At 70.2% G+C, this 22,403-nt stretch carries 19 protein-coding genes; 8 read left to right on the top strand and 11 right to left on the bottom strand.

Translation table 11 applies throughout. From position 1 onward, the window contains the following. The first annotated feature begins 188 nt into the window (after window positions 1-188). Entirely contained in the window at window positions 189-4,097 is a 3,909-nt protein-coding gene (locus ACFWBD_RS24150; RefSeq protein WP_385670321.1) for a glycoside hydrolase family 2 TIM barrel-domain containing protein, read from the top strand. Window positions 4,098-4,210: 113 nt separating this feature from the next. Here the strand turns inward: ACFWBD_RS24150 and ACFWBD_RS24145 are convergent, their stop codons facing one another. Next, window positions 4,211-4,561, bottom strand: a complete 351-nt coding sequence (locus ACFWBD_RS24145) for a DUF6980 family protein (RefSeq protein ID WP_385670294.1) — start codon at window positions 4,559-4,561, stop codon at window positions 4,211-4,213. Between the two features lie 86 nt (window positions 4,562-4,647). On the opposite strand from ACFWBD_RS24145, the gene lpdA reads away from it, so the two are divergent. From lpdA to ACFWBD_RS24120, 5 genes are all read left to right on the top strand, one after another. After that, the gene (gene lpdA / locus ACFWBD_RS24140) at window positions 4,648-6,060 is read left to right on the top strand and encodes a dihydrolipoyl dehydrogenase (protein WP_385670291.1); all 1,413 of its coding nucleotides are present in this window, start codon (window positions 4,648-4,650) and stop codon (window positions 6,058-6,060) included. A gap of 132 nt (window positions 6,061-6,192) precedes the next feature. Continuing rightward, the gene (locus ACFWBD_RS24135; protein WP_385670288.1) at window positions 6,193-7,479 is read left to right on the top strand and encodes a hypothetical protein; all 1,287 of its coding nucleotides are present in this window, start codon (window positions 6,193-6,195) and stop codon (window positions 7,477-7,479) included. Further along, window positions 7,476-7,940: a hypothetical protein gene (locus ACFWBD_RS24130; protein ID WP_385670285.1), complete on the top strand. Its 465-nt coding sequence runs from the start codon at window positions 7,476-7,478 to the stop codon at window positions 7,938-7,940. The genes ACFWBD_RS24135 and ACFWBD_RS24130 overlap by 4 nt, the downstream gene beginning before the upstream one ends. 114 nt (window positions 7,941-8,054) lie before the next feature. Further along, window positions 8,055-9,545, top strand: coding sequence for an AlkA N-terminal domain-containing protein (locus ACFWBD_RS24125; protein WP_385670282.1), 1,491 nt, complete (start codon window positions 8,055-8,057; stop codon window positions 9,543-9,545). A gap of 9 nt (window positions 9,546-9,554) precedes the next feature. Then, window positions 9,555-10,064 (top strand): methylated-DNA--[protein]-cysteine S-methyltransferase, encoded by a 510-nt coding sequence (locus ACFWBD_RS24120; protein WP_385670279.1) that lies wholly within the window; start codon window positions 9,555-9,557, stop codon window positions 10,062-10,064. A gap of 176 nt (window positions 10,065-10,240) precedes the next feature. Here ACFWBD_RS24120 and ACFWBD_RS24115 read toward each other — a convergent pair whose 3' ends face one another. Further along, on the bottom strand, window positions 10,241-10,975 hold the full coding sequence (locus tag ACFWBD_RS24115) for an NAD-dependent deacetylase (protein WP_385670276.1): 735 nt from the start codon (window positions 10,973-10,975) through the stop codon (window positions 10,241-10,243). Window positions 10,976-11,052: 77 nt separating this feature from the next. Between ACFWBD_RS24115 and ACFWBD_RS24110 the strand changes: the two genes are divergently transcribed. Continuing rightward, the gene (locus ACFWBD_RS24110; protein WP_385670273.1) at window positions 11,053-11,253 is read left to right on the top strand and encodes a DUF2191 domain-containing protein; all 201 of its coding nucleotides are present in this window, start codon (window positions 11,053-11,055) and stop codon (window positions 11,251-11,253) included. Window positions 11,254-11,323: 70 nt separating this feature from the next. On the opposite strand, the gene ACFWBD_RS24105 is transcribed toward ACFWBD_RS24110, so the two are convergent. Together ACFWBD_RS24105 and ACFWBD_RS24100 are read right to left on the bottom strand one after the other, a co-directional pair. Then, entirely contained in the window at window positions 11,324-11,824 is a 501-nt protein-coding gene (locus ACFWBD_RS24105; protein ID WP_385670270.1) for an NUDIX domain-containing protein, read from the bottom strand. Window positions 11,825-11,877: 53 nt separating this feature from the next. Next, window positions 11,878-12,966: an ADP-ribosylglycohydrolase family protein gene (locus ACFWBD_RS24100; protein WP_385670267.1), complete on the bottom strand. Its 1,089-nt coding sequence runs from the start codon at window positions 12,964-12,966 to the stop codon at window positions 11,878-11,880. A 214-nt stretch (window positions 12,967-13,180) separates the two neighbouring features. Between ACFWBD_RS24100 and ACFWBD_RS24095 the strand changes: the two genes are divergently transcribed. Beyond that, window positions 13,181-14,299, top strand: coding sequence for a glycerate kinase (locus ACFWBD_RS24095; RefSeq protein WP_385670318.1), 1,119 nt, complete (start codon window positions 13,181-13,183; stop codon window positions 14,297-14,299). Between the two features lie 117 nt (window positions 14,300-14,416). Here the strand turns inward: ACFWBD_RS24095 and pssA are convergent, their stop codons facing one another. The 7 genes from pssA to ccrA form a co-directional block, all read right to left on the bottom strand. Next, window positions 14,417-15,235: a CDP-diacylglycerol--serine O-phosphatidyltransferase gene (pssA, locus tag ACFWBD_RS24090; protein WP_385670315.1), complete on the bottom strand. Its 819-nt coding sequence runs from the start codon at window positions 15,233-15,235 to the stop codon at window positions 14,417-14,419. Between the two features lie 22 nt (window positions 15,236-15,257). Continuing rightward, window positions 15,258-15,914, bottom strand: a complete 657-nt coding sequence (locus tag ACFWBD_RS24085; RefSeq protein ID WP_385670264.1) for a phosphatidylserine decarboxylase — start codon at window positions 15,912-15,914, stop codon at window positions 15,258-15,260. 170 nt (window positions 15,915-16,084) lie between these two features. Beyond that, on the bottom strand, window positions 16,085-17,290 hold the full coding sequence (locus ACFWBD_RS24080) for an acyl-CoA dehydrogenase family protein (protein WP_355705801.1): 1,206 nt from the start codon (window positions 17,288-17,290) through the stop codon (window positions 16,085-16,087). A gap of 2 nt (window positions 17,291-17,292) precedes the next feature. Then, window positions 17,293-17,805, bottom strand: a complete 513-nt coding sequence (locus ACFWBD_RS24075; RefSeq protein ID WP_385670261.1) for a MaoC family dehydratase — start codon at window positions 17,803-17,805, stop codon at window positions 17,293-17,295. Between the two features lie 2 nt (window positions 17,806-17,807). Beyond that, entirely contained in the window at window positions 17,808-18,767 is a 960-nt protein-coding gene (locus ACFWBD_RS24070) for an HpcH/HpaI aldolase/citrate lyase family protein (RefSeq protein ID WP_385670258.1), read from the bottom strand. After that, the gene (locus ACFWBD_RS24065) at window positions 18,764-20,791 is read right to left on the bottom strand and encodes a protein meaA (RefSeq protein WP_385670255.1); all 2,028 of its coding nucleotides are present in this window, start codon (window positions 20,789-20,791) and stop codon (window positions 18,764-18,766) included. Before ACFWBD_RS24065 ends, ACFWBD_RS24070 begins: the two co-directional genes overlap by 4 nt. Before the next feature lie 17 nt (window positions 20,792-20,808). Continuing rightward, complete coding sequence (gene ccrA, locus ACFWBD_RS24060; protein WP_385670312.1) at window positions 20,809-22,146, bottom strand: crotonyl-CoA carboxylase/reductase; 1,338 nt, start codon at window positions 22,144-22,146, stop codon at window positions 20,809-20,811. Between the last annotated feature and the right edge of the window lie 257 nt (window positions 22,147-22,403).

Raw genomic sequence — 22,403 nt, 5'->3', positions numbered from 1 at the left:
ATGCCCGTGGGAGGCACGGGTACCAAGTGACGTTGCGCCGAAGAGAGTTGATATTCGGACATCGCGGCGCGTCTATGTTCGTTTTTTCAACAGGAGTGGACAAGATCTGACGCACCCTCCGTCCGTGCGAAGTCGCACGGGTCGCCCCGAGGAAGGTCGTGGTCATGTCGCACCCGCATGTGTCGTCCATGGACCGGCCGGACCGCCCCCAGGGGGTGGAACCGGACCACCCCCGGCGGACGGTCGTCAGCCGTCGTCGTCTGCTCGAAGGGTCGGCCGCCGTCCTCGGCGCGCTCGTCCTGTCCGCGCCCTCCACCGCCCACCCGGCCGTCGCGGCGGACGGCACCCCGGAGTGGAACGGCGCCATCGACGTCTTCCGCCTCGGCACCGAAGCCCCGCACACCACCCTCATGCCGTACGCGGACCTCGCCCAGGCGCTCGCCGCCGACCGCACCCGCTCGCCCTACCGGCTGAGCCTCGACGGCACCTGGAAGTTCGCCCACGCCGACCGTCCCGACGACCGGGACCCCGACTTCCACCGCACCGACGTCGACGACAGCGGCTGGGACACGATCCCGGTTCCCGCCGCCTGGCAGTTGCACGGTCACGACCGCCCGATCTACATCAACATCACCTATCCGTGGTGGGGCGCCAACGGACTGGGGGAGGAGGCGCAGCCGCCGGCCGCACCCACCCGCTACAACCCCGTGGGCCAGTACCGTCGCACCTTCACGGTCCCGCGCGGCTGGGCGGGACGCCGGACGTTCCTTCACTTCGAGGGGGTCAAGTCCGCCCACTACGTGTGGATCAACGGCGAGTTGGTCGGTTACCACGAGGATTCCTACGACCCCGCCGAGTACGACATCACCCCGCACCTCAAGCCGGGCACCAACCAGATCGCGGTGGAGGTCTACCGCTACTCGGACGGCGACTGGCTGGAGGACCAGGACATGATCCGGCTGAGCGGTATCTTCCGCTCGGTCTACCTGTACTCCACACCAGCGGTGCATGTGCGGGACTTCAGGCTGGACACCCCACTGGGCGACGACCACAGGGCGGCCGAACTGTCGGTCACCGCGAGCGTGCGGGACTACGGCGGACAGGGCGCCGGCCGCTACTGGGTCGAGACACAGCTGTACGACGCGAGCGGGCACCCGGTGTGGCCCCGGCCCCTGCGGCAGGACGTCGCGCTCGGCGCCGGGGAGGAGACGGCCGTACAGGCCGCGAAGGCGGTGCCCGCGCCCCGCCTGTGGTCGGCCGAACATCCGTACCTCTACACCGCCGTGCTCCGCCTGCGCGACCCGTCGGGAAAGGTGATCGAAACCCTTTCCCACCGCGTGGGCCTGCGTGAGTTCGCGCTCACGGACGGTCTGATGCGCATCAACGGCAAGCCGGTCTCCTTCCGGGGCACCAACCGGCACGAGATGCACCCGACCCGCGGCTCGGCCCTCACCCGCGCCGACCTCGTCGAGGACATCGGGATCATCAAGCGGCTGAACATCAACACCGTCCGCACCTCGCACTACCCCAACAACCCGCTGTGGCTGGAACTCGCGGACGAGTACGGCCTGTACCTCGTGGACGAGACCAACCTCGAGACCCACGGCATCCGGGGCGAGTACCCGGGCGACCACGCCGAGTGGACGAGGGCCTGCGTGGCCCGTGCCCAGAACATGGTCCACCGCGACAAGAACCACGCCTCGGTCGTCATCTGGTCGCTCGGCAACGAGGCCGGCGGCGGCACCACGTTCAACGCCATGCACGACTGGATCCGCTCCTACGACACCACCCGCGTCATCCAGTACGAGGGCGACGACCGCCCGGGAATCAGCGACATCCGCTCCGAGATGTACGACACTCCCGCCCGTGTCGAGGCGCGGGCCGAGGACACCAGCGACACCCGGCCGTACGTGATGATCGAGTACTCCCACGCGATGGGGAACTCCAGCGGGAACCTCAAGAAGTACTGGGACCTGATCCGCCGTCACGAGGTGCTCCAGGGCGGCTGGATCTGGGACTTCGCCGACCAGGCCCTCGACTGGCCCACCCCCGTCCGCAAGCTGTTCACCGAGGCCGGACCCGCCGCTCTCAGGGGCGAGGTCATCGCCTCCGGTGGCGCCTTCACCCGCGACGAGGGCATCTCCGGTGCAACCGTTTTCGCTCGTGACGCAGCGCTGGACCTGACCGGCTCCCTCACGCTGGAAGCCTGGATCACTCCGCACGTAACCGGTTACCACCAGCCGATCCTCGCCAAGGGCGACACCCAGTACGCCCTGAAGCAGACGAACCGGACCCTCGAGTTCTTCATCTACGGCAGCGGCCAGTGGATCACCGCGAGCTGGGCACTGCCGGACGACTGGACCGGCTCCGAGCACCATGTCGCCGGCGTCTTCGACGTAGCGACCGGCACGCTGACCCTGTATGTCGACGGCGCGGTCCGGGCCACCCGCACCACCACGGTGCGCCCCGGCAACAACACCGCGCCCCTGTCCCTTGCCACCGACGTCGACAACCCGACCCGGGAGTTCAGCGGCACCGTCCGGCGGGCCGGCGTGTACGCCCGGGCGCTGAGCGCGGCCGAACTGGCCTTTGCAGGCCGTGGTCCCGGCGACGACGGCGTGCGGTTCTGGTTCGACGCCGCCACCGTCGGCCTCACCGAGAAGCGCCCCCGCGAGAAGTCGTTCCGTGCCTACGGCGGCGACTGGGGCGACAACCCCAACGACGGGGCCTTCTCCGGCGACGGCATCGTCACCGCCGACCGCGGGGCCACCGGCAAGTCCGCCGAGGTCAAGCGGATCTACCAGGCAGTCCACGCCGCACCGGCCTTTGGCGACCTGCTCGCCCCGGGAGCGGCCGTCACCCTCACCAACGAGTACCTGTTCACCAACCTCCGGGAATTCGACGGACGTTGGGAACTCGTGCGGGACGGCGAAGTGGTCCAGCGTGGACAGCTGAGCCGTGACCGGCTCGACGTGGCCGCGCTGTCGAGCAAGGACGTCATTGTGCCCTTCGAGCTGCCGGACCGCCCGGCGCCGGGCGCCGAGTACTTCCTCCAGCTGTCGTTCACCACCAGGGAGACGACGAAGTGGGCGAAGTCCGGCTTCGAGGTGGCGAGACAGCAACTCGCCGTCGACGCCGGGAGCCCCGCCGTCACGCCCGTACCGCTGGCCGGCGTCCCGGCTCTCAGTCATCGGGACGACGCCGGAGCAGTCACCGTCAAGGGCAGGAACTTCTCGGTCACCGTCGACAAGAAGACCGGCGTCATCACCTCCTACGAGGCCGCCGGCACCCGGCTGATCTCCTCGGGGCCGGCCCCCAACTTCTGGCGTGCCCCGACCGACAACGACCGGGGAAACGGACAGCACACCCGCAACCAGACCTGGCGCGACGCCGGCGCGCGCCGCGAGGTGACCGAGGTGAGCGTGCGGGCGCTGCGCGACCGGGCCGTCGAGATCAAGGTCGCCGGGACGCTGCCCACCACGACGGAGTCGACGTACACCACCACCTACACCGTTTTCGGAAACGGTGAGATCAAGGTCGACAACACCCTGCACCCGGGCGCCGCCTCCCTGCCGTACATCCCGGAGATCGGCACGCTACTGTTCCTGCCCGCCCGCCTGGAGAAGCTGCACTACTACGGCCGCGGTCCCGAGGAGAACCACTGGGACCGCAACGACGCCACCGACGTGGGCCGCTACTCCGGTACCGTCACCGGGCAGTGGACCTCCTATCTGCGGCCCCAGGAGAACGGCAACAAGACCGACGTCCGCTGGGTCGCCCTCACCGACGGCGACGGCACCGGCCTGCTGGTCAGCGGCGAGCCGCTGCTGGAGTTCAACGCCTCGCACCTCACTCCGGAGGATCTGTCCGCCGGAGCCCGACACGACTACCAGCTCACCCCTCGCAAGGAGGTCGTACTGCGCCTGAACCACCGGCAGATGGGCGTCGGCGGTGACAACAGCTGGGGCGCGCACACCCACGACGAGTACAAGCTGTTCGCCGACCGCGACTACGCGTACACCTACCGGCTGCGGCCGTTGACCGACGTCGACATGGCGACGGCCGCGTCGCGGCGGCCGACGGCAACCTCCGAGTAACCGGTTCCACCGCCTTCACAGGTTCCACCGCTTTCACCGCTGCCGGCGGTACGGACACGGGTACGGCCACGGATGCCGGACCGTGCCCGTACCGCCGGCGCTCTCCGAACGCCTCAGCGACGACGCGGTGGGTCCTCACCGGCCGACGCCGCGTCGGTGAGGCCTTCCCGCAGCCACCGGTCGTCCTCGAAGTCCGACGGCACATCGTCCACCCAGGGGTCGATCCCGCGTGCCTCGAGCGCCTCGAACCACCGGTCGCGCTGCGACTCCGGCAGACGCGCACCGCACCACGGACAGAAGCCGATCTCCCGGGAGGCCGACCCCCCGTCGTGGACGATCAGCCCGTACTCCCGGAACCTCGGTTCGAACCGCACCAGCGCGTCCGGGCAGGCGAAGACGTCGGCGTGCGTCTGGCAACGCCAGTCGGCCTGGCGGGTCATCTCGGCACAGCAGTGATCGATCACTCACACATTCTCCCCGGCGGCGCGCGAGAATCGGAACGGCAGCACGTATCACCCGTATCGCACTCCACGGAAAAGGAAACGAATCCATGACCGAGCAGGACGAACGCTTCGACGTCGTGGTCCTAGGCGCCGGTCCGGGCGGCTACGTCGCCGCGGTCCGCGCCGCCCAACTGGGCAAGCGCGTCGCCGTCGTCGAGGAGAAGTACTGGGGCGGCGTGTGCCTCAACGTGGGCTGTATCCCCACCAAGGCCCTCCTGCGCAACGCCGAACTCGCCCACATCTTCACCCGTGAGGCGAAGACCTTCGGCATCAAGGTCGAGGGCCAGGTCTCCTTCGACTACGGAGAGGCGTACCGCCGCAGCCGCAAGGTCGCCGACGGCCGGGTCAAGGGCGTCCACTACCTGATGAAGAAGAACAAGATCACCGAGTTCGACGGCCGCGGCGCCTTCGTCGACGACCGGACCCTCCGGGTGACCGGTTACGACGGGGAGACCCGCACCATCGGTTTCGACCACTGCATCATCGCCACCGGCGCCACCCCCAAGCTGCTCCCCGGCACCAAGCGCAGCGCGCGAGTGGTGACGTACGAGGAGCAGATCCTCGCCGACGACCTTCCGCGGTCGATCGTCGTCGCGGGCGCCGGCGCCATCGGCATCGAGTTCGCGTACGTCCTGCACAACTACGGGGTGAAGGTCACGATCGTCGAGTTCCTGGACCGGGTCGCGCCCCTGGAGGACGCCGAGGTCTCCGCCGAACTGGCCAAGCAGTACCGGAAGCTGGGCATCGACGTACTCACCTCCACCCGGGTGGAGTCCATCGACGAGTCCGGTCCGCAGGTCCGCGTCACCGTCACCGGCAAGGACGGCGCCCAGCAGGTCCTGGAGTCCGACAAGGTGCTCCAGGCGATCGGCTTCGCCCCGAACGTCACCGGCTACGGCCTGGAGAACACGGGCGTGCGGGTCACCGAGCGCGGCGCGATCGACGTCGACGGCCGCTGTCGCACCTCCGTCCCGCACATCTTCGCCATCGGCGACGTCACCGCGAAACTGATGCTCGCGCACGCCGCCGAGGCCATGGGCGTCATCGCCGCCGAGACCCTCGCCGACGCGGAGACCATGGAGCTGGACTACGCCATGATCCCGCGCGCCACCTACTGCCAGCCCCAGGTCGCCAGCTTCGGCTACACCGAGGCCCAGGCGCGGGAAAAGGGTTACGACGTCAAGGTGGCGAAGTTCCCGTTCACCGCGAACGGCAAGTCGCACGGCCTCGGCGACACCACCGGTTTCGTGAAACTGATCAGCGACGCCAGGTACGGCGAGCTGATCGGCGGTCATCTGATCGGCCCCGACGTCACCGAACTGCTCCCCGAGCTGACGCTCGCCCAGCAGTGGGACCTCACCGTCCACGAGGTCGCCCGCAACGTCCACGCCCACCCGACCCTGGGCGAGGCCGTCAAGGAGGCCGTCCACGGACTGGCCGGGCACATGATCAACATGTAGCGGCCCTCCGTACGGGCGGGGCCGTTCACGCGAACGGCCCCGCCCGGCTCGCCGCCGTCGCACGGCCGGGATGTGCTGGCATCCACCGGACCGACCCCGGACCGGACCCGACCGACGGTGAGGGAGTCCGCCATGCCGGAAAGCGGTGTCCCCGCCGACGCGGAGCTGGACGCACTCAGAGCCCGTATCGCGGCCCTCGAGGAGGAGCGCACCCGTCGTCCCACCCACCACCGGGTCCGCTCGATCGTCGCGGTCGTCCTCATCGTCCTCGGCTGCGTCCTGGCCCCGCTGGGCGTGGTGGCGGCCTGGACCTCGAGCATCGTGGGCGACACAGACCGCTATGTCGACACCGTCCGCCCGCTGGCCTCCGACAAGGACATCCAGAACGCGGCCGCCACCCGCGTCACGAACGCGCTGATGGAACGCCTGGACCTCACCGCCCTCCTCCAGGACGCGGCCCCGGCCCAGCGTCCCCTGCTGGAGAAGGCCCTCGGCAAGCTGGGTCCCTCGCTCGAGAGCGCCGTCGGCAGCTTCGTGCACGACAAGGCGCAGGCGGTCGTGGCCTCCGACGCCTTCGAGAAGATCTGGGTCGACGCCAACCGCAGGATCCACAGTGCCGTCGACAAGGCCCTCACGGGCAGCGGCGGCGGCGCGGTGAAGATCGAGAACGACACGGTGACGGTCGACCTCGCCCCGGTCGTCGAGCAGGTCAAGCAACGGCTGGTCGACTCCGGGCTGACGGTCGCGGGGAAGATCCCCGAGATCCACACGAACATCACGGTCGTCGAGTCCGAGGACATCGGCAAGGTCAAGACCTACTTCCGGCTGCTCCAGCTGGCCGGTTTCTGGCTGCCCGTGATCGCGGTCCTGCTGGTGGCGGCAGGCGTCCTGCTCTCGACGCACCGCCGCCGCGTCCTGATCGTCGCCGCGCTCTGCTTCGCCTTCGCCACTCTCCTGCTGGGCGTCGCGCTGACCGTCTTCCGGGTGGTCTACCTGGACGCGCTCCCGGCCGGCGTGTCCCAGCCGGCCGCCGGGTCGGTGTACGACACGCTCACCCGCTTCCTGCGCACCTCCGTGCGGTCGGTGGTCGCCCTCGGCGTGGTGATCGCCCTCGCCGCCTGGCTGACCGGGCCCGGCCGTCATGCCGCTCTGGTGCGGCGGCTCTGGCACTCGGGCATCGGCGCCGTGCGCGCGACCGCCGATCACGCCGGACTGCGCACCGGTCCCGTCGGCCCGTTCGTCGACCGCTACCGCACCTGGATCACCTGGATCCTGGCCGCGGGAGCCGTCCTGGCCTTTCTCCTGTGGCCGTACCCGACCGGCTGGGTCGTGGTCGGCCTCGCCCTCGCCCTGCTCTTCGCGCTGGGGATCGTCGACTTCCTCGCGACCCGGCCCCGCCGAAAGGACAGCCCCGCATGAGTTCGCACTCCCCGACCGGAGAGCCGCACGGTGACATAGGCACCGCCTGGTCCACGCCGCGCGGCGGCCCGTCCGGGCCCGCCGCGCACGACAGCCGGGCCGGCGGCGTCGTCTTCGCCGGCGTCCTGCTGCTGTGCAGCGGCGTGCTCGCCGTCCTCCAGGGCATCGCGGCCATCGCCGAGGACGACATCTACGCCCGTGTCGGCTCGTACGCCTACGAGCTCGATCTCACCGGCTGGGGCTGGATCCACCTCGTCCTCGGCGTGGTCGCTGCGGCGACCGGCGCGGCCCTCCTCAAGGGCATGGCCTGGGCGCGCTTCGCGGGCATCTTCCTCGCCGCGCTGAGCCTGGTCACCCAGTTCCTGTTCCTGCCCTACGAGCCGCTCTGGTCCATCGTGGTCATGGCGATCGACGTGTTCGTGATCTGGTCGCTGGCGTCCTGGCAGGAGAGGGCGGGCTGAGGGCCGGCAGGGGCGCCGGTACCCTCCGCGGGAGGCGGCGGGCGGTGCAGGCCACGCGAGGCCGATGTCGGATTCTCGCCAGCGCCTGATCGGCGACCGGTGGATGCTTGACGTATGCAGAACGGGATGTACACCGATCGCGAGCACTGTGTGCGCGCCTTGCGGTCCAAGGACGCGCGCTTCGACGGATGGTTCTTCACAGCGGTCCTGACCACCGGCATCTACTGCCGGCCCAGCTGCCCCGTCGTGCCGCCCAAGCCGCAGAACATGGTCTTCCACCCGAGCGCCGCCGCCTGTCAGCAGGCCGGCTTCCGCGCCTGCAAGCGCTGTCGGCCCGACACCACGCCGGGCTCCCCTGAGTGGAACCAGCGCGCCGATCTGGTCGCCCGCGCCATGCGGCTGATCGCCGACGGTGTCGTCGACCGCGAAGGCGTGCCCGGACTCGCGGCCCGCCTCGGTTACAGCACCCGCCAGGTCGAACGCCAACTCCTCGCCGAACTCGGCGCCGGGCCGTTGGCGTTGGCCCGCGCGCAGCGCGCCCAGACCGCTCGCCTGCTCATCGAGACGACCGAACTCCCGATGGCGGAGGCCGCGTTCGCGTCCGGCTTCGCCTCCATCCGCACCTTCAACGACACCGTGCGCGAGGTGTTCGCACTCTCCCCGAGCGAACTGCGCGCCCGCGTCCCGCGCAAGAACCCCTCGGCCCGCCCGGCCACGCCCGGCACGCTCGCCCTGCGCCTGCCCTTCCGTGCCCCGCTCAACCCCGACAACCTCTTCGGCCACCTCGCCGCGACCGGTGTCCCGGGTGTCGAGGAGTGGCGGGACGGCGCGTTCCGGCGCACGCTCCGACTGCCTTACGGACACGGCATCGTGGCGCTCACCCCGAACCCCGACCACATCGGCTGCCGCCTCACCCTCAGCGACCTGCGCGACCTCACGGTCGCGATCAGCCGCTGCCGGCGCATGCTCGACCTGGACGCCGACCCGGTCGCCATCGACGACCAGCTGCGCACGGATCCGCTGCTCGCACCCCTGGTGGACAAGGCCCCCGGCCGCCGGGTGCCCCGTACGGTCGACGAGGCGGAGTTCGCCGTCCGCGCCGTGCTGGGGCAGCAGGTCTCCACGGCGGCGGCCCGGACCCACGCGGCCCGCCTGGTCACCGCGCACGGCGAACCGGTCGACGACCCGGAGGGCGGCCTCACCCACCTCTTCCCGACCGCCGAGGCGCTCGCCGCCGTCGACCCCGAGACGCTGGCGATGCCCCGTACGCGCCGCACCACCTTCAGCACCCTCGTCGGACAACTCGCCGACGGCACACTGCACCTGGGTGTGGAGAGCGACTGGCCGAAGGCGCGCGCCCTGCTGCTCGCACTGCCCGGCTTCGGACCCTGGACGGTCGACGTCATCGCGATGCGCGCCCTCGGAGACCCCGACGCCTTTCTCCCCACCGACCTCGGAATCCGGCGCGCCGCACAGCAGTTGGGCCTGCCCTCCACCCCGACGGCGCTCACCGCCCGCGCGGCGGGCTGGCGCCCCTGGCGGGCGTACGCCGTCCAGTACCTCTGGGCGACCGATACTCACCCGATCAACCTCCTTCCGGTGTAAGGAACTTCAGTGAAACAGCACACGATCGTCGACAGCCCGTACGGCCCTCTCACGCTCGTCGCCGATGACGGCGTCCTGTGCGGCCTCTACATGAGCGAACAGCGCCACCGCCCACCCGAGGAGGATTTCGGCCCCCGTGACGACACCCTCTTCCGCGAGGCGGAGGAACAGCTGGAGGCCTATTTCGCGGGCGAGTCGAAGGACTTCGGTCTCGAACTCCGCCTGCACGGGACCCCGTTCCAGCGCTCCGTCTGGGCAGAACTGCGGAAGATCCCGTACGGCGAGACCCGCACCTACGGTGAACTCGCCGAAGCCCTCGGCAATCCGGCCGCCTCCCGCGCGGTGGGCCTCGCCAACGGCAAGAACCCCATCGGCATCATCGTGCCCTGCCACCGCGTGATCGGCGCCGGCGGCGGCCTCACCGGCTACGGCGGCGGTCTGGAGCGCAAGCGGCGCCTGCTGGACTTCGAGGGCGGCGCCGCACCCGGCGCCACGACCCTCTTCCAGCTCGAGGCGTAAGGACCGTCCATCGCCGACACCCGGACCTGGGCCGACGGCTCCACCCTCGTCCAGGCCCTTCCCGGCGACCACGGCTCGGGCCTGTGGACCGTCCCCGCCGACGGCGGCGGCACGGCCCGCACCCTCATGACGTCCGCTGTCGCCCCCGCCTGCCTGGGGTGACAGCGGACGTCCCGTCAGAACTCCGTCTCCGTCAGCTCCCGCAACAGCTTCGGCAGCGCCGTCCCGATCGGCTCCCGCACGACTTCGTCGGCGATCTCGTCGTACGGCGTCGGCTCGGCGTTGACGACGACGAGCCGGGCCCCGTGGTCCGCGGCGACGCCGGCCAGCCCGGCGGCGGGCTGGACCTGGAGGCTCGTGCCGACGGCGACGAAGACCTGGCAGGCCTTGGTGACGGCGACGGCCTCGCCCAGCACCACCGGGTCGAGCCGCTCGCCGAACATCACCGTGGCCGGCTTCAGGATCCCGCCGCACGTCAGGCACGCCGGGTCCTCGTCACCGGCCTCGACCCGCGCCAGCGCGTCGTCCATCGGCCCCCTGGCGTGGCACCGCGTACACACCGCACTCCTGACGGTGCCGTGCAGTTCGAGCACCTTGCGCACAGGCATCCCGGCGAGCTGGTGCAGCCCGTCCACGTTCTGCGTGATCACCCGAACCGGCACCCCGGACCGCTCCAGCTCGACCACGGCCCGGTGCGCCGCGTTCGGCTCGGCCGCCAGGGCCCGCATCCTCCGCCGCATCTGCCACGACCGCCGCCGGATCTCCGGATCCCCCATGTAGTACTCGTACGTCACGAGCTTCTCGGCCCCGGGGTCCTTCCGCCACACACCGTTCGGACCGCGATAGTCGGGGATGCCGGAGTCCGTGGAGACACCGGCCCCGCTGAGGATGGCGACGAGAGGCTTGCTCATGTGTTCGAGCGTAGGCCGGGGCGCCCGGGGGCCGCGAGCGTATATCGCGGCGCCCCGGCCGGTGTTACCGTCCCGGCATGGCCAAGGTCGCTGTCTCGCTCGACGCCGAACTCGTCGTCGAAGTCATGGTGCTCACCGGCGTGGGCAGCCCCCAGGACGCCGTCGAACTGGTCGTGCGCGACTACATCGGGCGCGGCCATCGCACCGAGGCCCGGACCGCCGTCCGGGACGAGGCCCTGCGCGAGGTCGACGCCGAGCCGCGCGACGTCCAGGGCTGAGCGCGTCGAGGGCTGAGCGCGCCGGGGGTCAGCGGGCCGGGGTCAGCAGGCGGGGGCCAGCGGGCGGGGGTCAGCGGGCGGGGCGGCCGTTCTCCAGTTCCGCCGTCGTCGAGCCGTCCGCGAGCGCGTCCAGGGCGGCCAGGACCCGGTGCCCCAGCGAGCCCGGCAGATGGCCGGTGAGCTCCGCGCGCGGGACCAGCCGCCAGGACAGCAGCTCCGTCTCCTGGAGCCGGATCGCCTTGAAGTCGTCCTCGTCGAGGACCCCGCCGTCGTACACGTAGGCCGTCAGCGGCGGCCGGTCCGGGCCGAGCACCCAGTCCACCGCGAGCAGCCGGCCGAGCTCGCGGTCGAGACCGATCTCCTCGAGCGTCTCGCGGCGCGCGGCCTGCCGGGGGCTCTCGCCGGCGTCGGACTCGATCGTGCCGCCCGGCAGCGCCCAGCCCGCACGGTAGTTGGGCTCGACGAGCAGGACCCGCCCCTCGGCGTCACGGAAGATCGCGGCCGCGCCGGCCAGGACACGGGGCAGGGAGGCGATGTACGCCGCGAAGTCGGGCGTGCCGGGGATGCTCATCCGGAAAGCCTACGGGTGGCCGACGGCGGCACGCCGGCCGGCCGCGTACCGGCTCAGATCTCCGCCGGGCGGTCCTGCGCCCCGACCAGCCGCAGCGTCCGCCGCGCCAGCTCGCTGATGCGCGCGCCGTCGAAGCCGAACACCGCGCTGCGCACGGTGTCCTCCAGCGGCTCCGTCCACTGGGGCGGGATCGCCGAGGCGCCGGTCAGGACACCGGCCACCGAACCCGCCGTCGCGCCGTTGGAATCGGTGTCCAGACCGCCGCGCACGGTGAGCGTGACGGTCCGGGTGAAGTCGCCGTCGCCGTACAGCAGTCCGGCGGTGAGGACGGCGGCGTTCGGGACGGTGTGGATCCAGCCCAGGCCCGCCGTCTCCTCGGTCACCGTGGCGAGCGTGTCCTCCCAGGTCATGCGGGTGTCGTGGAGGGAGGCGACCCGGCGCACGGTCCGGGCGAGCCGGCTGCTCGCCGGGACGACGGCCAGCGCCTCGTCCAGCGCGTGGCGCACCGTCGGCGCGGTGAACGCCGCCGAGATCAGTGCCGCGGCGAACATCGCGCCGTACACGCCGTTGCCGGAGTGCGAGAGCACCGCGTCCCGGCGGGCCAGGGAGGCGGCGCGGCGGGGGAGGCCCGGACAGGTCCAGCCGTAGATGTCGGCCCGGATCAGGGCGCCGATCCACTCCTGGTACGGGTTGTCGTACGTCGCCGTCAGCGGCGGCTTCAGCCCGGCCGTGAGGTTGCGGTAGGCGGCCCGCTCGGCGGTGAACGTCTGCAGGTACGGCAGCCGCAGCAGCCACAGGTCGCCCACCTGCTCGGTACTGAAGCCGAAGCCGTGGGTCTCCAGGAGGTCGAGACCGAGGATCGCGTAGTCGACGTCGTCGTCGCGGCAGCTGCCGTGGATGCGGCCGCGCACGCACGCCCGCCACTCCGGGCGCAGCCGCAGGCCGTCCTCCTCGGTGGCCGGCTCGGGCAGATAGTCGGTGAGCGGCAGGGCGGCGGCCCGCCGCAGATAGCGGTCGATGCGCTCGCGCGTCCACAGGTCGCCCTGCTCGACCGGTTTGCCGAGCATGTTGCCCGCGATCCGGCCCAGCCAGCCCCCGAGGACGCGGTCGGCGAGCTCCGGCTCGCCGCCCACAGGGGTCATGGGTCCGGTCTACCCGATTCCGGGGACACCCGCGAGGGTTACGACGGCTCCACAGGCGCCGCTCAGGGTTGTTCCAGGGTCCGGGCCTCGCATGACGGCGGGTGCGCCTTCCGGTTAAGGTCACAGCGGCGCGACTGGCCCCGACGTGCGTGGGGCCCGGAGAGCAAGGGGATGTGGCAAGGTGACGGACGCTCCAGCGCGGGGCACCCGACGGGTGCTCGTGGCCGCGGACAAGTTCAAGGGCTCGCTGACGGCCGTGGAGGTCGCGGAGCGGGTGACGGCGGGGCTGCGCCGGGTCGTGGCGGACATCGAGGTGGAGGCCCTGCCCGTCGCCGACGGCGGTGACGGGACCGTCGCCGCGGCGGTCGCGGCGGGCTTCGAACGCCGGGAGGTACGGGTCGCCGGGCCCCTCGGGCAGGAGGTGACCGCCGCGTTCGCGGTACGCGGCGACACCGCGGTCGTGGAGATGGCGGAGGCGAGCGGCCTTCAGCGGCTCCCGGCCGGTGTCCTCGCACCCCTCACGGCGTCGACGTACGGCTCGGGCGAGCTGCTGCGGGCCGCGCTGGACGCGGGTGTGCGGACGATCGTGTTCGGGGTCGGCGGCAGCGCCACGACGGACGGCGGCGCGGGCATGCTGTCCGCGCTCGGCGCGCGGTTCCTCGACGAGGACGGCGAGCCGGTGGCCCCGGGCGGCGGCGGCCTCGCGGAGCTGGCCCGCGCCGACCTTTCGGAGCTGGATCCCCGGCTGGCCTCGGTGGAACTGGTCCTGGCGAGCGACGTCGACAACCCGCTGACCGGCCCCAAGGGCGCACCGGCCGTGTACGGCCCGCAGAAGGGCGCCTCGCCGGACGACGTCGAGGCGCTGGACGCGGCGCTCACGCGCTACGCGGAGGTGCTGGAGGCGGAGCTCGGTTCGAGGGCGGCGCAGTACGCCGCCGCGCCGGGTGCGGGCGCCGCGGGCGGTATCGGCTACGGGGCGCTGCTCATCGGCGCCCGGTTCCGCGCCGGCATCGACGTCATGCTCGATGTGCTGGGCTTCGCGGCGGCGCTCGAGCGGGCCGAGCTGGTGATCACCGGTGAGGGCTCGCTGGACGAGCAGACCCTGCACGGCAAGGCCCCGGCGGGCGTCGCCGCGGCCGCCCGGGCGGCCGGCAAGGAGGTCGTCGCCGTCTGCGGCCGCCTCGCCCTGCCGCCGGCGGCACTGGGCCGGGCCGGGATCCGCCGCGCGTATCCGCTGACGGATGTCGAGCCGGACCTGGCGACCTGCATCTCGGACGCGGGGCCGATCCTGGAACGGGTCGCCGAGCAGATCGGTCGGGACTTCCTGACCTGACCTGACCTGACCTGATTGATGTGACCTGACGGCCGGCACGGCGCGCGCGCGGGAAACGTGAAGGGGCCCGAACCTTTTGGTTCGGGCCCCTTCACCGTCGTACGACCGCTGTCACCGCTACGGCAGCTGTGCCGCCCGTGCCTCGCGGCGGTTGCCGCGGAAGTTGTTCACCCGGCGGGCCGTGGCGAACAGCGGGATGACCGCGCCCATGACCAGCTGCAGCGCACAGCCGGTCTGGAGCAGGAGCTGACCGCTCGGGGCGTCGAACGCCCAGGCCGCCAGCAGGCCCATCGACAGCACGATCCAGCAGAGCATCGCGCCGGCGAGGCGGCCCCGCGGCTTCGGGTACTCGACCCGGCTCACCATCAGCCAGGCGGTGCCGATGATCGCCATGAGCGTGGCGACGAACGGCAGCTCGAGGAGCACGATCGAGACGACCGTCAGCGCGCCGAACGGCGACGGCATGCCCTGGAAGGTGCCGTCCTTGACGGTGACGCACGAGAATCTCGCGAGCCTCAGCACCACCGCGAGCAGCACCACGATCGCGCCGACCGCCGCCACCCGCTGGTGGGCGTCGTCGGCGACCATGCCGTACACCAGGACGAAGTACGCCGGGGCCAGACCGAAGCTGATCAGGTCCGAGAGGTTGTCCAGTTCCGCGCCCATCGGGGAGGAACGGAGCTTGCGTGCGACCAGGCCGTCGAACAGGTCGAAGACCGCCGCGCACAGCATCAGGATGACCGCCGTGGCCGCGCTGTGGCGGGCCATGCCGGATTCCTGGCTGCCGGTGAGGTGCGGGATCAGGATGCCGGTGGTGGTGAAGTACACCGCCATGAATCCGCACGTTGCGTTGCCGAGGGTGAGGGTGTCCGCTATCGACAGGCGGAGAGAGAGGGGCATCTCCTCCTCGTCGTCCACCTCGTCGGCCTCGGGCACCCAGCCTGCCTGGGTCTCCGGGTCAATCACGGTCAATGCGAGTCACCCCTGCCACGGTCTTCTGCCCCACCTCGACCGCGACGTCCACGCCCTCGGGGAGGTAGATGTCGACACGCGAACCGAAGCGGATCAGGCCGATCCGCTCGCCCTGCTCGACCTTCGTGCCCTCGGGGAGGTAGGGGACGATGCGGCGGGCGACGGCTCCGGCGATCTGGATCATCTCGATGTCACCGAGCTCGGTGTCGAAGTGCCAGACGACGCGCTCGTTGTCCTCGCTCTCCTTGTTGAACGCCGGCACGAACCCGCCCGGGATGTGCTCGACCGACGTCACGGTGCCGGCCAGCGGCGCGCGGTTGACGTGGACGTTGAGCGGGCTCATGAAGATCGCGACCCGGGTGCGCCCGTCCTTCCACGGCATGATGCTCTGCACCACACCGTCGGCGGGGGAGATGACCCGGCCCGAGGCGATCTCGCGCTCGGGGTCGCGGAAGAACCACAGCATGCCCGCCGCGAGAGCGGTGGCGGGCACGGCGACGGCCTTGGCGGCGCCCGAGCGGCGGGCGCGCAGCAGGCTGACGGCTGCGGTGGCGACGGTCGGCAGGAGCCACGGCGATGCTCCGCGCGCGAGGCGTGTGCCTACCAGGCTGTCGCGGTGTGCAGAGGTTTGGCTGTGGGGCATGGATGACCTTCGTAGCGGATGATGCCGCGCTTCGACGGGGGGACGGCGGCTTTCCGCGATCGTAGCGGTTCGGGGCCACAACTGGGTAAGCAAGGAAGCCGAGTCGACGGCAGGGCGAAGTTTACGGGGTGTGATCTTCTTCTCGAAGAAAACACCCCCAACCCGGACAATCAGCCCTGGAACCGATACTCCTCGAGCAACCTGCGCCCGATGATCATTTTCTGGATTTCTGCGGTGCCTTCGCCGATCAGCAGCATCGGGGCCTCGCGGTAGAGGCGCTCGATCTCGTACTCCTTGGAGAAGCCGTATCCTCCGTGGATCCGGAAGGCATCCTCCACGACCTCCTTGCAGTACTCGGAGGCGAGGTACTTCGCCATCCCTGCCTCAAGGTCGTTTCGTTCCCCGGAGTCCTTTTTGCGTGCGGCGTTCACCATCATGGCATGGGCGGCCTCGACCTTGGTAGCCATCTCGGCGAGCTTGAACTGGATCGCCTGGTGCTGGGCGATCGGCTTGCCGAAGGTGTGCCGCTGCTGGGCGTACGAGACGCCCAGCTCGAAGGCACGCTGGGCGACGCCGCAGCCACGCGCCGCGACATTGACGCGACCCACCTCGACCCCGTCCATCATTTGGTAAAAACCTCGGCCGGTGACCCCGCCGAGCACGCGATCGGCGGGAAGGCGCAGGCCATCCATGATCAGCTCGGTGGTGTCGACCCCCTTGTAGCCCATTTTGTCGATCTTGCCCGGGATGGTCAGGCCGGGACGGACCTCGCCGAAGCCGGGCTCCTTCTCGATCAGGAAGGTCGTCATCGACTTGTGGGGGGCGGTGCCCTCAGGGTGTCCTTCGTCACTTCGCACCAGAACGGCCACCAGCGACGACGTGCCGCCGTTCGTCAGCCACATCTTCTGGCCGTTGAGGACGTACTCGTCGCCGTCCTTCACCGCCTTCGACGTGATCGCCGACACGTCCGAGCCGAGAGCCGGCTCCGACATGGAGAAGGCGCCGCGGATGTCACCGGCCGCCATCCTCGGCAGGTAGTGGTCCTTCTGCTCCTGCGTGCCGTGCTGCTTGAGCATGTACGCCACGATGAAGTGCGTGTTGATGATGCCGGAGACCGACATCCAGCCGCGGGCGATCTCCTCGACGCACAGGGCGTACGTCAGGAGCGACTCGCCCAGGCCGCCGTACTCCTCGGGGATCATCAGGCCGAACAGGCCCAGCTCCTTGAGGCCGTCGACGATCGCTTGCGGGTACTCGTCACGGTGCTCCAGCTCGGTCGCCACCGGGATGATCTCCTTGTCCACGAAGTCGCGGACGGTGGAGAGGATCTCCTGCTGGATGTCGGTCAGACCGGCGGTCTGGGCGAGTCGCGCCATGGCTACTTCTCCTGCTCCTTGAGCTGGGGCCGGCCGGGCTGCTCGCCGCCGCGCTCCTTGATGTACGTCTCGGTCGGCACCATCACCTTGCGGCGGAACACGCAGACCACAGTGCCGTCCTGCTTGTAGCCCTTGGTCTCGACGTAGACGATCCCGCGGTCGTTCTTCGACTTCGACGGCCACTTGTCGAGCACGGTCGTCTGCCCGTAGATCGTGTCGCCGTGGAAGGTCGGCGCCACGTGCTTGAGCGACTCGATCTCCAGGTTGGCGATCGCCTTGCCGGAGACGTCCGGCACGGACATGCCGAGCAGCAGGGAGTAGATGTAGTTGCCCACGACGACGTTCCTGCCGAAGTCGGTCGTCTTCTCCGCGTAGTTGGTGTCCATGTGGAGCGGGTGGTGGTTCATGGTGAGGAGACAGAACAGGTGGTCGTCGTACTCCGTGACCGTCTTGCCCGGCCAGTGCTTGTACGTCGCCCCGACCTCGAACTCCTCGTAGGTGCGTCCGAACTGCATGGTCAGGCCTCCGGGATCTCGAACTTGCCGGTGCGCTGCATGCCGGCGGCGCGTCCCTTGCCGGAGATGACCAGCGCCATCTTGCGGCTGGCCTCGTCGATCATCTCGTCGCCGAGCATCGCCGAGCCCTTCTTGCCGCCGGCCTCGGACGTGTAGTAGTCGTACGCGTCCAGGATCAGCTCGGCGTGGTCGTAGTCCTCCTGCGACGGCGAGAAGATCTCGTTGGACGCCTCGACCTGGCCCGGGTGCAGCACCCACTTGCCGTCGAAGCCGAGGGCGGCCGCGCGTCCGGCGACCTCGCGGTAGCCGTCGACGTTGCGGATCTGCAGGTAGGGGCCGTCGATCGCCTGGAGGTCGTTGGCGCGGGCGGCCATCAGGATCTTCATCAGGATGTAGTGGTAGGCGTCCGCCGGGTAGCCGGGCGGCTGCTCGCCCACGACCAGCGACTTCATGTTGATCGACGCCATGAAGTCGGCCGGGCCGAAGATGATCGTCTCGATGCGCGGGGAGGCCTGCGCGATCTCGTTGACGTTGTTGAGGCCCTGCGCGTTCTCGATCTGCGCCTCGATGCCGATGCGGCCGACCTCGAAGCCCATGGTCTTCTCGATCTGCGTCAGGAGCAGGTCCAGCGCGACGACCTGCTGGGCGTTCTGCACCTTCGGCAGCATGATGCAGTCGAGATTCGGGCCGGCGCCCTCGACCACCGTGACGACGTCGCGGTACGTCCACTCGGTCGTCCAGTCGTTGACCCGGACCACCCTCGTCTTGCCCGTCCAGTCGCCCTCGTTGAGGAACTTGACGATGGTGTGGCGCGCCTCGGGCTTGGCGAGCGGCGCGCACGCGTCCTCCAGGTCGAGGAACACCTGGTCCGCCGGGAGGCCCTGCGCCTTCTCCAGGAAGCGGGGGTTGCTGCCCGGGACCGCGAGACACGAGCGGCGGGGACGCAGACGGTTGACGGTCATGCGGGGACCTCCAGGGGGTCGAGCTTGTTCGCTTTCCGGATCTCGTCGACGATGCGGCCGATGATTCCGGTGATGTCGAAGTCCTTCGGGGTGAAGACCGCGGCCACGCCGGCAGCCCTGAGCTGTTCGGCGTCTCCATTCGGGATGATGCCACCGGCGATCACCGGGATGTCTGTGGCACCGGCCACACGCAGCCGTTCGAGGACGTCGGGCACCAGCTGGGCGTGCGAGCCGGAGAGGATGGACAGGCCCACGGCGTGCACGTCCTCCTCCAGCGAGGCGTCCACGATCTGTTCGGGCGTCAGCCGGATGCCCTGGTAGACCACCTCGAAGCCGGCGTCCCGGGCCCGCACCGCTATCTGCTCGGCGCCGTTGGAGTGCCCGTCCAGGCCCGGCTTGCCGACCAGGAAGCGGAGCTTGCCGACGCCCATGTCCTTGGCCGTCCGGTCGACCTTGCGGCGGACGTCGGCCATGGCCGAGCCCTCCTCCGCCGGAACCGCCACCGGCGCCGACGACACACCCGTCGGGGCGCGGAACTCGCCGAACACCTCGCGCAGCGCCCCGGCCCACTCGCCGGTCGTGACCCCGGCGCGGGCGCACTCCAGGGTGGCCTCCATGAGGTTGGCGGTGCCCTTCGCCGCCTCCTTCAGCTTCTCCAGCGCCTTGCACGGGCGCGGGTGGTTGAAGGGCGGCTGGTAGCGCGTGTCGCGCCAGTGCTGGAGGGAGGCGATGACACGGGCCTCGACGGCCGGATCGACGGTCTGGATGGCCGTGTCGAGATCCGCGGTGAGCGGGTTGGGCTCGGTCGTCTCGAAGATGTTGACGCCGATGATCTTCTCCTGCCCGGACTCGATCCGGGCCCTGCGCTCGGCGTGCGAGGAGACGAGCTGCGACTTGAGGTAGCCGGACTCGACGGCGGCCATCGCGCCGCCCATCTCCTGGATCCGCTCGATCTCGGTGAGGGACTCCTCGACGAGCTCGACGACCTTGGCCTCGATGACGTGCGAGCCCTCGAAGATGTCCTCGTACTCCAGCAGGTCGCTCTCCAGGGCGAGGACCTGCTGGATACGCAGCGACCACTGCTGGTCCCAGGGGCGGGGCAGGCCCAGGGCCTCGTTCCAGGCGGGGAGCTGCACGGCGCGCGCGCGTGCGTCCTTCGACAGCGTCACGGCGAGCATCTCGAGGACGATCCGCTGGACGTTGTTCTCCGGCTGCGCCTCCGTCAGGCCCAGGGAGTTGACCTGGACGCCGTAGCGGAAGCGGCGCTGCTTGGCGTCCTCGATGCCGTAGCGCTCCCGGGTGATCCGGTCCCAGATGCGGCCGAAGGCGCGCATCTTGCACATCTCCTCGACGAAGCGGACGCCCGCGTTGACGAAGAAGGAGATACGGGCGACGACGTCGCCGAACTTCTCGGCCGGCACCTGTCCGGAGTCGCGGACGGCGTCCAGCACGGCGATCGCCGTGGACATCGCGTACGCGATCTCCTGGACCGGCGTGGCCCCCGCCTCCTGCAGGTGGTAGCTGCAGATGTTGATCGGGTTCCACTTCGGGAGGTGGGAGACCGTGTACGCGATCATGTCCGTCGTGAGACGCAGGCTCGGCCCCGGCGGGAACACGTGCGTGCCCCGGGACAGGTACTCCTTGACGATGTCGTTCTGGGTCGTGCCCTGGAGCAGGGTGATGTCCACGCCCTGCTCCTCGGCGACGACCTGATAGAGCGCCAGCAGCCACATGGCGGTGGCGTTGATCGTCATCGAGGTGTTCATCTGGTCCAGGGGGATGTCCTGGAACAGCCTGCGCATGTCGCCGAGATGGGCCACCGGCACGCCGACCCGGCCGACCTCGCCGCGGGCGAGGACGTGGTCGGAGTCGTAGCCGGTCTGGGTGGGCAGGTCGAACGCGACCGACAGACCTGTCTGGCCCTTGGCGAGGTTGCGCCGGTACAGCTCGTTGGACGCCTCGGCCGTGGAGTGACCGGCGTACGTGCGCATGAGCCACGGCCGGTCCTTCTGACGCTCAGTCATCTATGACCTCGGGTGTCTCAGATGTTGCGGAAGCGGTTGATGGCGTCGATGTGCTGGGCGCGCTTCTCCTCGTCGCGCACACCCAGACCCTCCTCGGGGGCCAGCGCGAGGACGCCGACCTTGCCCTGGTGGAGGTTGCGGTGCACGTCGTAGGCGGCCTGGCCGGTCTCCTCCAGGGAGTAGACCTTCGACAGCGTCGGGTGGATCTTGCCCTTCGCGACCAGCCGGTTGGCCTCCCAGGCCTCGCGGTAGTTGGCGAAGTGCGAGCCGATGATCCGCTTCAGGGACATCCACAGGTAGCGGTTGTCGTACTCGTGCATGTAGCCGGAGGTCGAGGCGCAGGTGGTGATGGTGCCGCCCTTGCGGGTGACGTAGACCGAGGCGCCGAAGGTCTCGCGGCCCGGGTGCTCGAAGACGATGTCGATGTCCTCGCCGCCGGTGAACTCGCGGATGCGCTTGCCGAAGCGCTTCCACTCCTTCGGGTCCTGGGTCCGCTCGTCCTTCCAGAACCTGTAGCCCTCGGCGTTGCGGTCGATGACCGCCTCGGCGCCCATGGCCCGGCAGATCTCCGCCTTCTGGGGCGAGGACACCACACAGATGGGGTTGGCGCCGCCCGCCAGCGCGAACTGCGTGGCGTAGCTGCCGAGTCCGCCGCTGGCGCCCCAGATCAGGACGTTGTCGCCCTGCTTCATGCCGGCGCCGTTGCGGGAGACCAGCTGCCGGTAGGCGGTGGAGTTGACGAGGCCGGGGGCCGCCGCCTCCTCCCACGACAGGTGGTCCGGCTTAGGCATCAGCTGGTTGGACTTGACCAGGGCGATCTCCGCGAGGCCGCCGAAGTTGGTCTCGAAGCCCCAGATGCGCTGCTCGGGGTCGAGCATCGTGTCGTTGTGGCCGTCGGACGACTCCAGCTCGACGGACAGACAGTGCGCGACGACCTCGTCGCCGGGCTTCCAGGCGTTGACGCCCGGGCCGGTGCGCAGGACGACGCCCGCCAGGTCGGAGCCGATGACGTGGTACGGCAGGTCGTGCCGCTTGGTGAGCTCGCTGAGCCTGCCGTAGCGCTCCAGGAAGGAGAACGTCGACACCGGCTCGAAGATCGAGGTCCACACGGAGTTGTAGTTGACCGAGGAGGCCATGACGGCCACCAGGGCCTCGCCCGGGCCGAGCTCGGGCACGGCCACCTCGTCCAGGTGGAGGGACTTGCGGGGGTCCTTGTCGCGGGTCTCGAGCCCGGCGAACAGCTCCGTCTCGTCCTTGTGCACGGTGATCGCGCGGTACGACTCGGGGAGCGGCAGAGCGGCGAAGTCGCCCGGTGTCGAGTCCGGCGATTGGATCGCGTCCAGGATCTTCTTCATGGTCACGGTGTTGCCTCCGGCGGTGAGCGCCCTGAGGGCGGGGCGCTGAGGGTTACGTCGGTGCTGCTGAGGGTGTGGTGGAAAGTGCCGTCGGTTCGGCGGATGTGCTGTTCGGCAGCGCTTTGTGGCGCGGGAGGTTGCCTGTGACGCAGGCGTCCGGGCGCGCAAACCATGAGCTTGCGGGGACAGCCGACGTACGAAAGGTCTCTGCACGCCGGCCGCCCGGACACCTTCAACGTATGACACCGCGTGTCACC

Source organism: Streptomyces sp. NPDC060002 (genome assembly GCF_042737245.1).
Classification (GTDB): domain Bacteria; phylum Actinomycetota; class Actinomycetes; order Streptomycetales; family Streptomycetaceae; genus Streptomyces.
The sequence above is the reverse complement of the archived record's forward strand: the minus strand, read 5'-3'. Positions and strand labels throughout refer to the sequence as shown.

What these genes read in the sequence shown, in the direction of transcription:
- ACFWBD_RS24125 (WP_385670282.1), top strand. Translation starts at nt 8,055, where the DNA reads ATGCAGAACGGGATGTACACCGATCGCGAGCACTGTGTGCGCGCCTTG.
- ACFWBD_RS24080 (WP_355705801.1), bottom strand. Translation starts at nt 17,290, where the DNA reads ATGGCGCGACTCGCCCAGACCGCCGGTCTGACCGACATCCAGCAGGAG.
- ACFWBD_RS24110 (WP_385670273.1), top strand. Translation starts at nt 11,053, where the DNA reads ATGGCCAAGGTCGCTGTCTCGCTCGACGCCGAACTCGTCGTCGAAGTC.
- lpdA (WP_385670291.1), top strand. Translation starts at nt 4,648, where the DNA reads ATGACCGAGCAGGACGAACGCTTCGACGTCGTGGTCCTAGGCGCCGGT.
- ACFWBD_RS24085 (WP_385670264.1), bottom strand. Translation starts at nt 15,914, where the DNA reads ATGCCCCACAGCCAAACCTCTGCACACCGCGACAGCCTGGTAGGCACA.
- ACFWBD_RS24135 (WP_385670288.1), top strand. Translation starts at nt 6,193, where the DNA reads ATGCCGGAAAGCGGTGTCCCCGCCGACGCGGAGCTGGACGCACTCAGA.
- ACFWBD_RS24115 (WP_385670276.1), bottom strand. Translation starts at nt 10,975, where the DNA reads ATGAGCAAGCCTCTCGTCGCCATCCTCAGCGGGGCCGGTGTCTCCACG.
- ACFWBD_RS24070 (WP_385670258.1), bottom strand. Translation starts at nt 18,767, where the DNA reads ATGACCGTCAACCGTCTGCGTCCCCGCCGCTCGTGTCTCGCGGTCCCG.
- ACFWBD_RS24075 (WP_385670261.1), bottom strand. Translation starts at nt 17,805, where the DNA reads ATGCAGTTCGGACGCACCTACGAGGAGTTCGAGGTCGGGGCGACGTAC.
- ACFWBD_RS24100 (WP_385670267.1), bottom strand. Translation starts at nt 12,966, where the DNA reads ATGACCCCTGTGGGCGGCGAGCCGGAGCTCGCCGACCGCGTCCTCGGG.
- ACFWBD_RS24150 (WP_385670321.1), top strand. Translation starts at nt 189, where the DNA reads ATGGACCGGCCGGACCGCCCCCAGGGGGTGGAACCGGACCACCCCCGG.
- ACFWBD_RS24130 (WP_385670285.1), top strand. Translation starts at nt 7,476, where the DNA reads ATGAGTTCGCACTCCCCGACCGGAGAGCCGCACGGTGACATAGGCACC.
- ccrA (WP_385670312.1), bottom strand. Translation starts at nt 22,146, where the DNA reads ATGAAGAAGATCCTGGACGCGATCCAATCGCCGGACTCGACACCGGGC.
- ACFWBD_RS24105 (WP_385670270.1), bottom strand. Translation starts at nt 11,824, where the DNA reads ATGAGCATCCCCGGCACGCCCGACTTCGCGGCGTACATCGCCTCCCTG.
- ACFWBD_RS24065 (WP_385670255.1), bottom strand. Translation starts at nt 20,791, where the DNA reads ATGACTGAGCGTCAGAAGGACCGGCCGTGGCTCATGCGCACGTACGCC.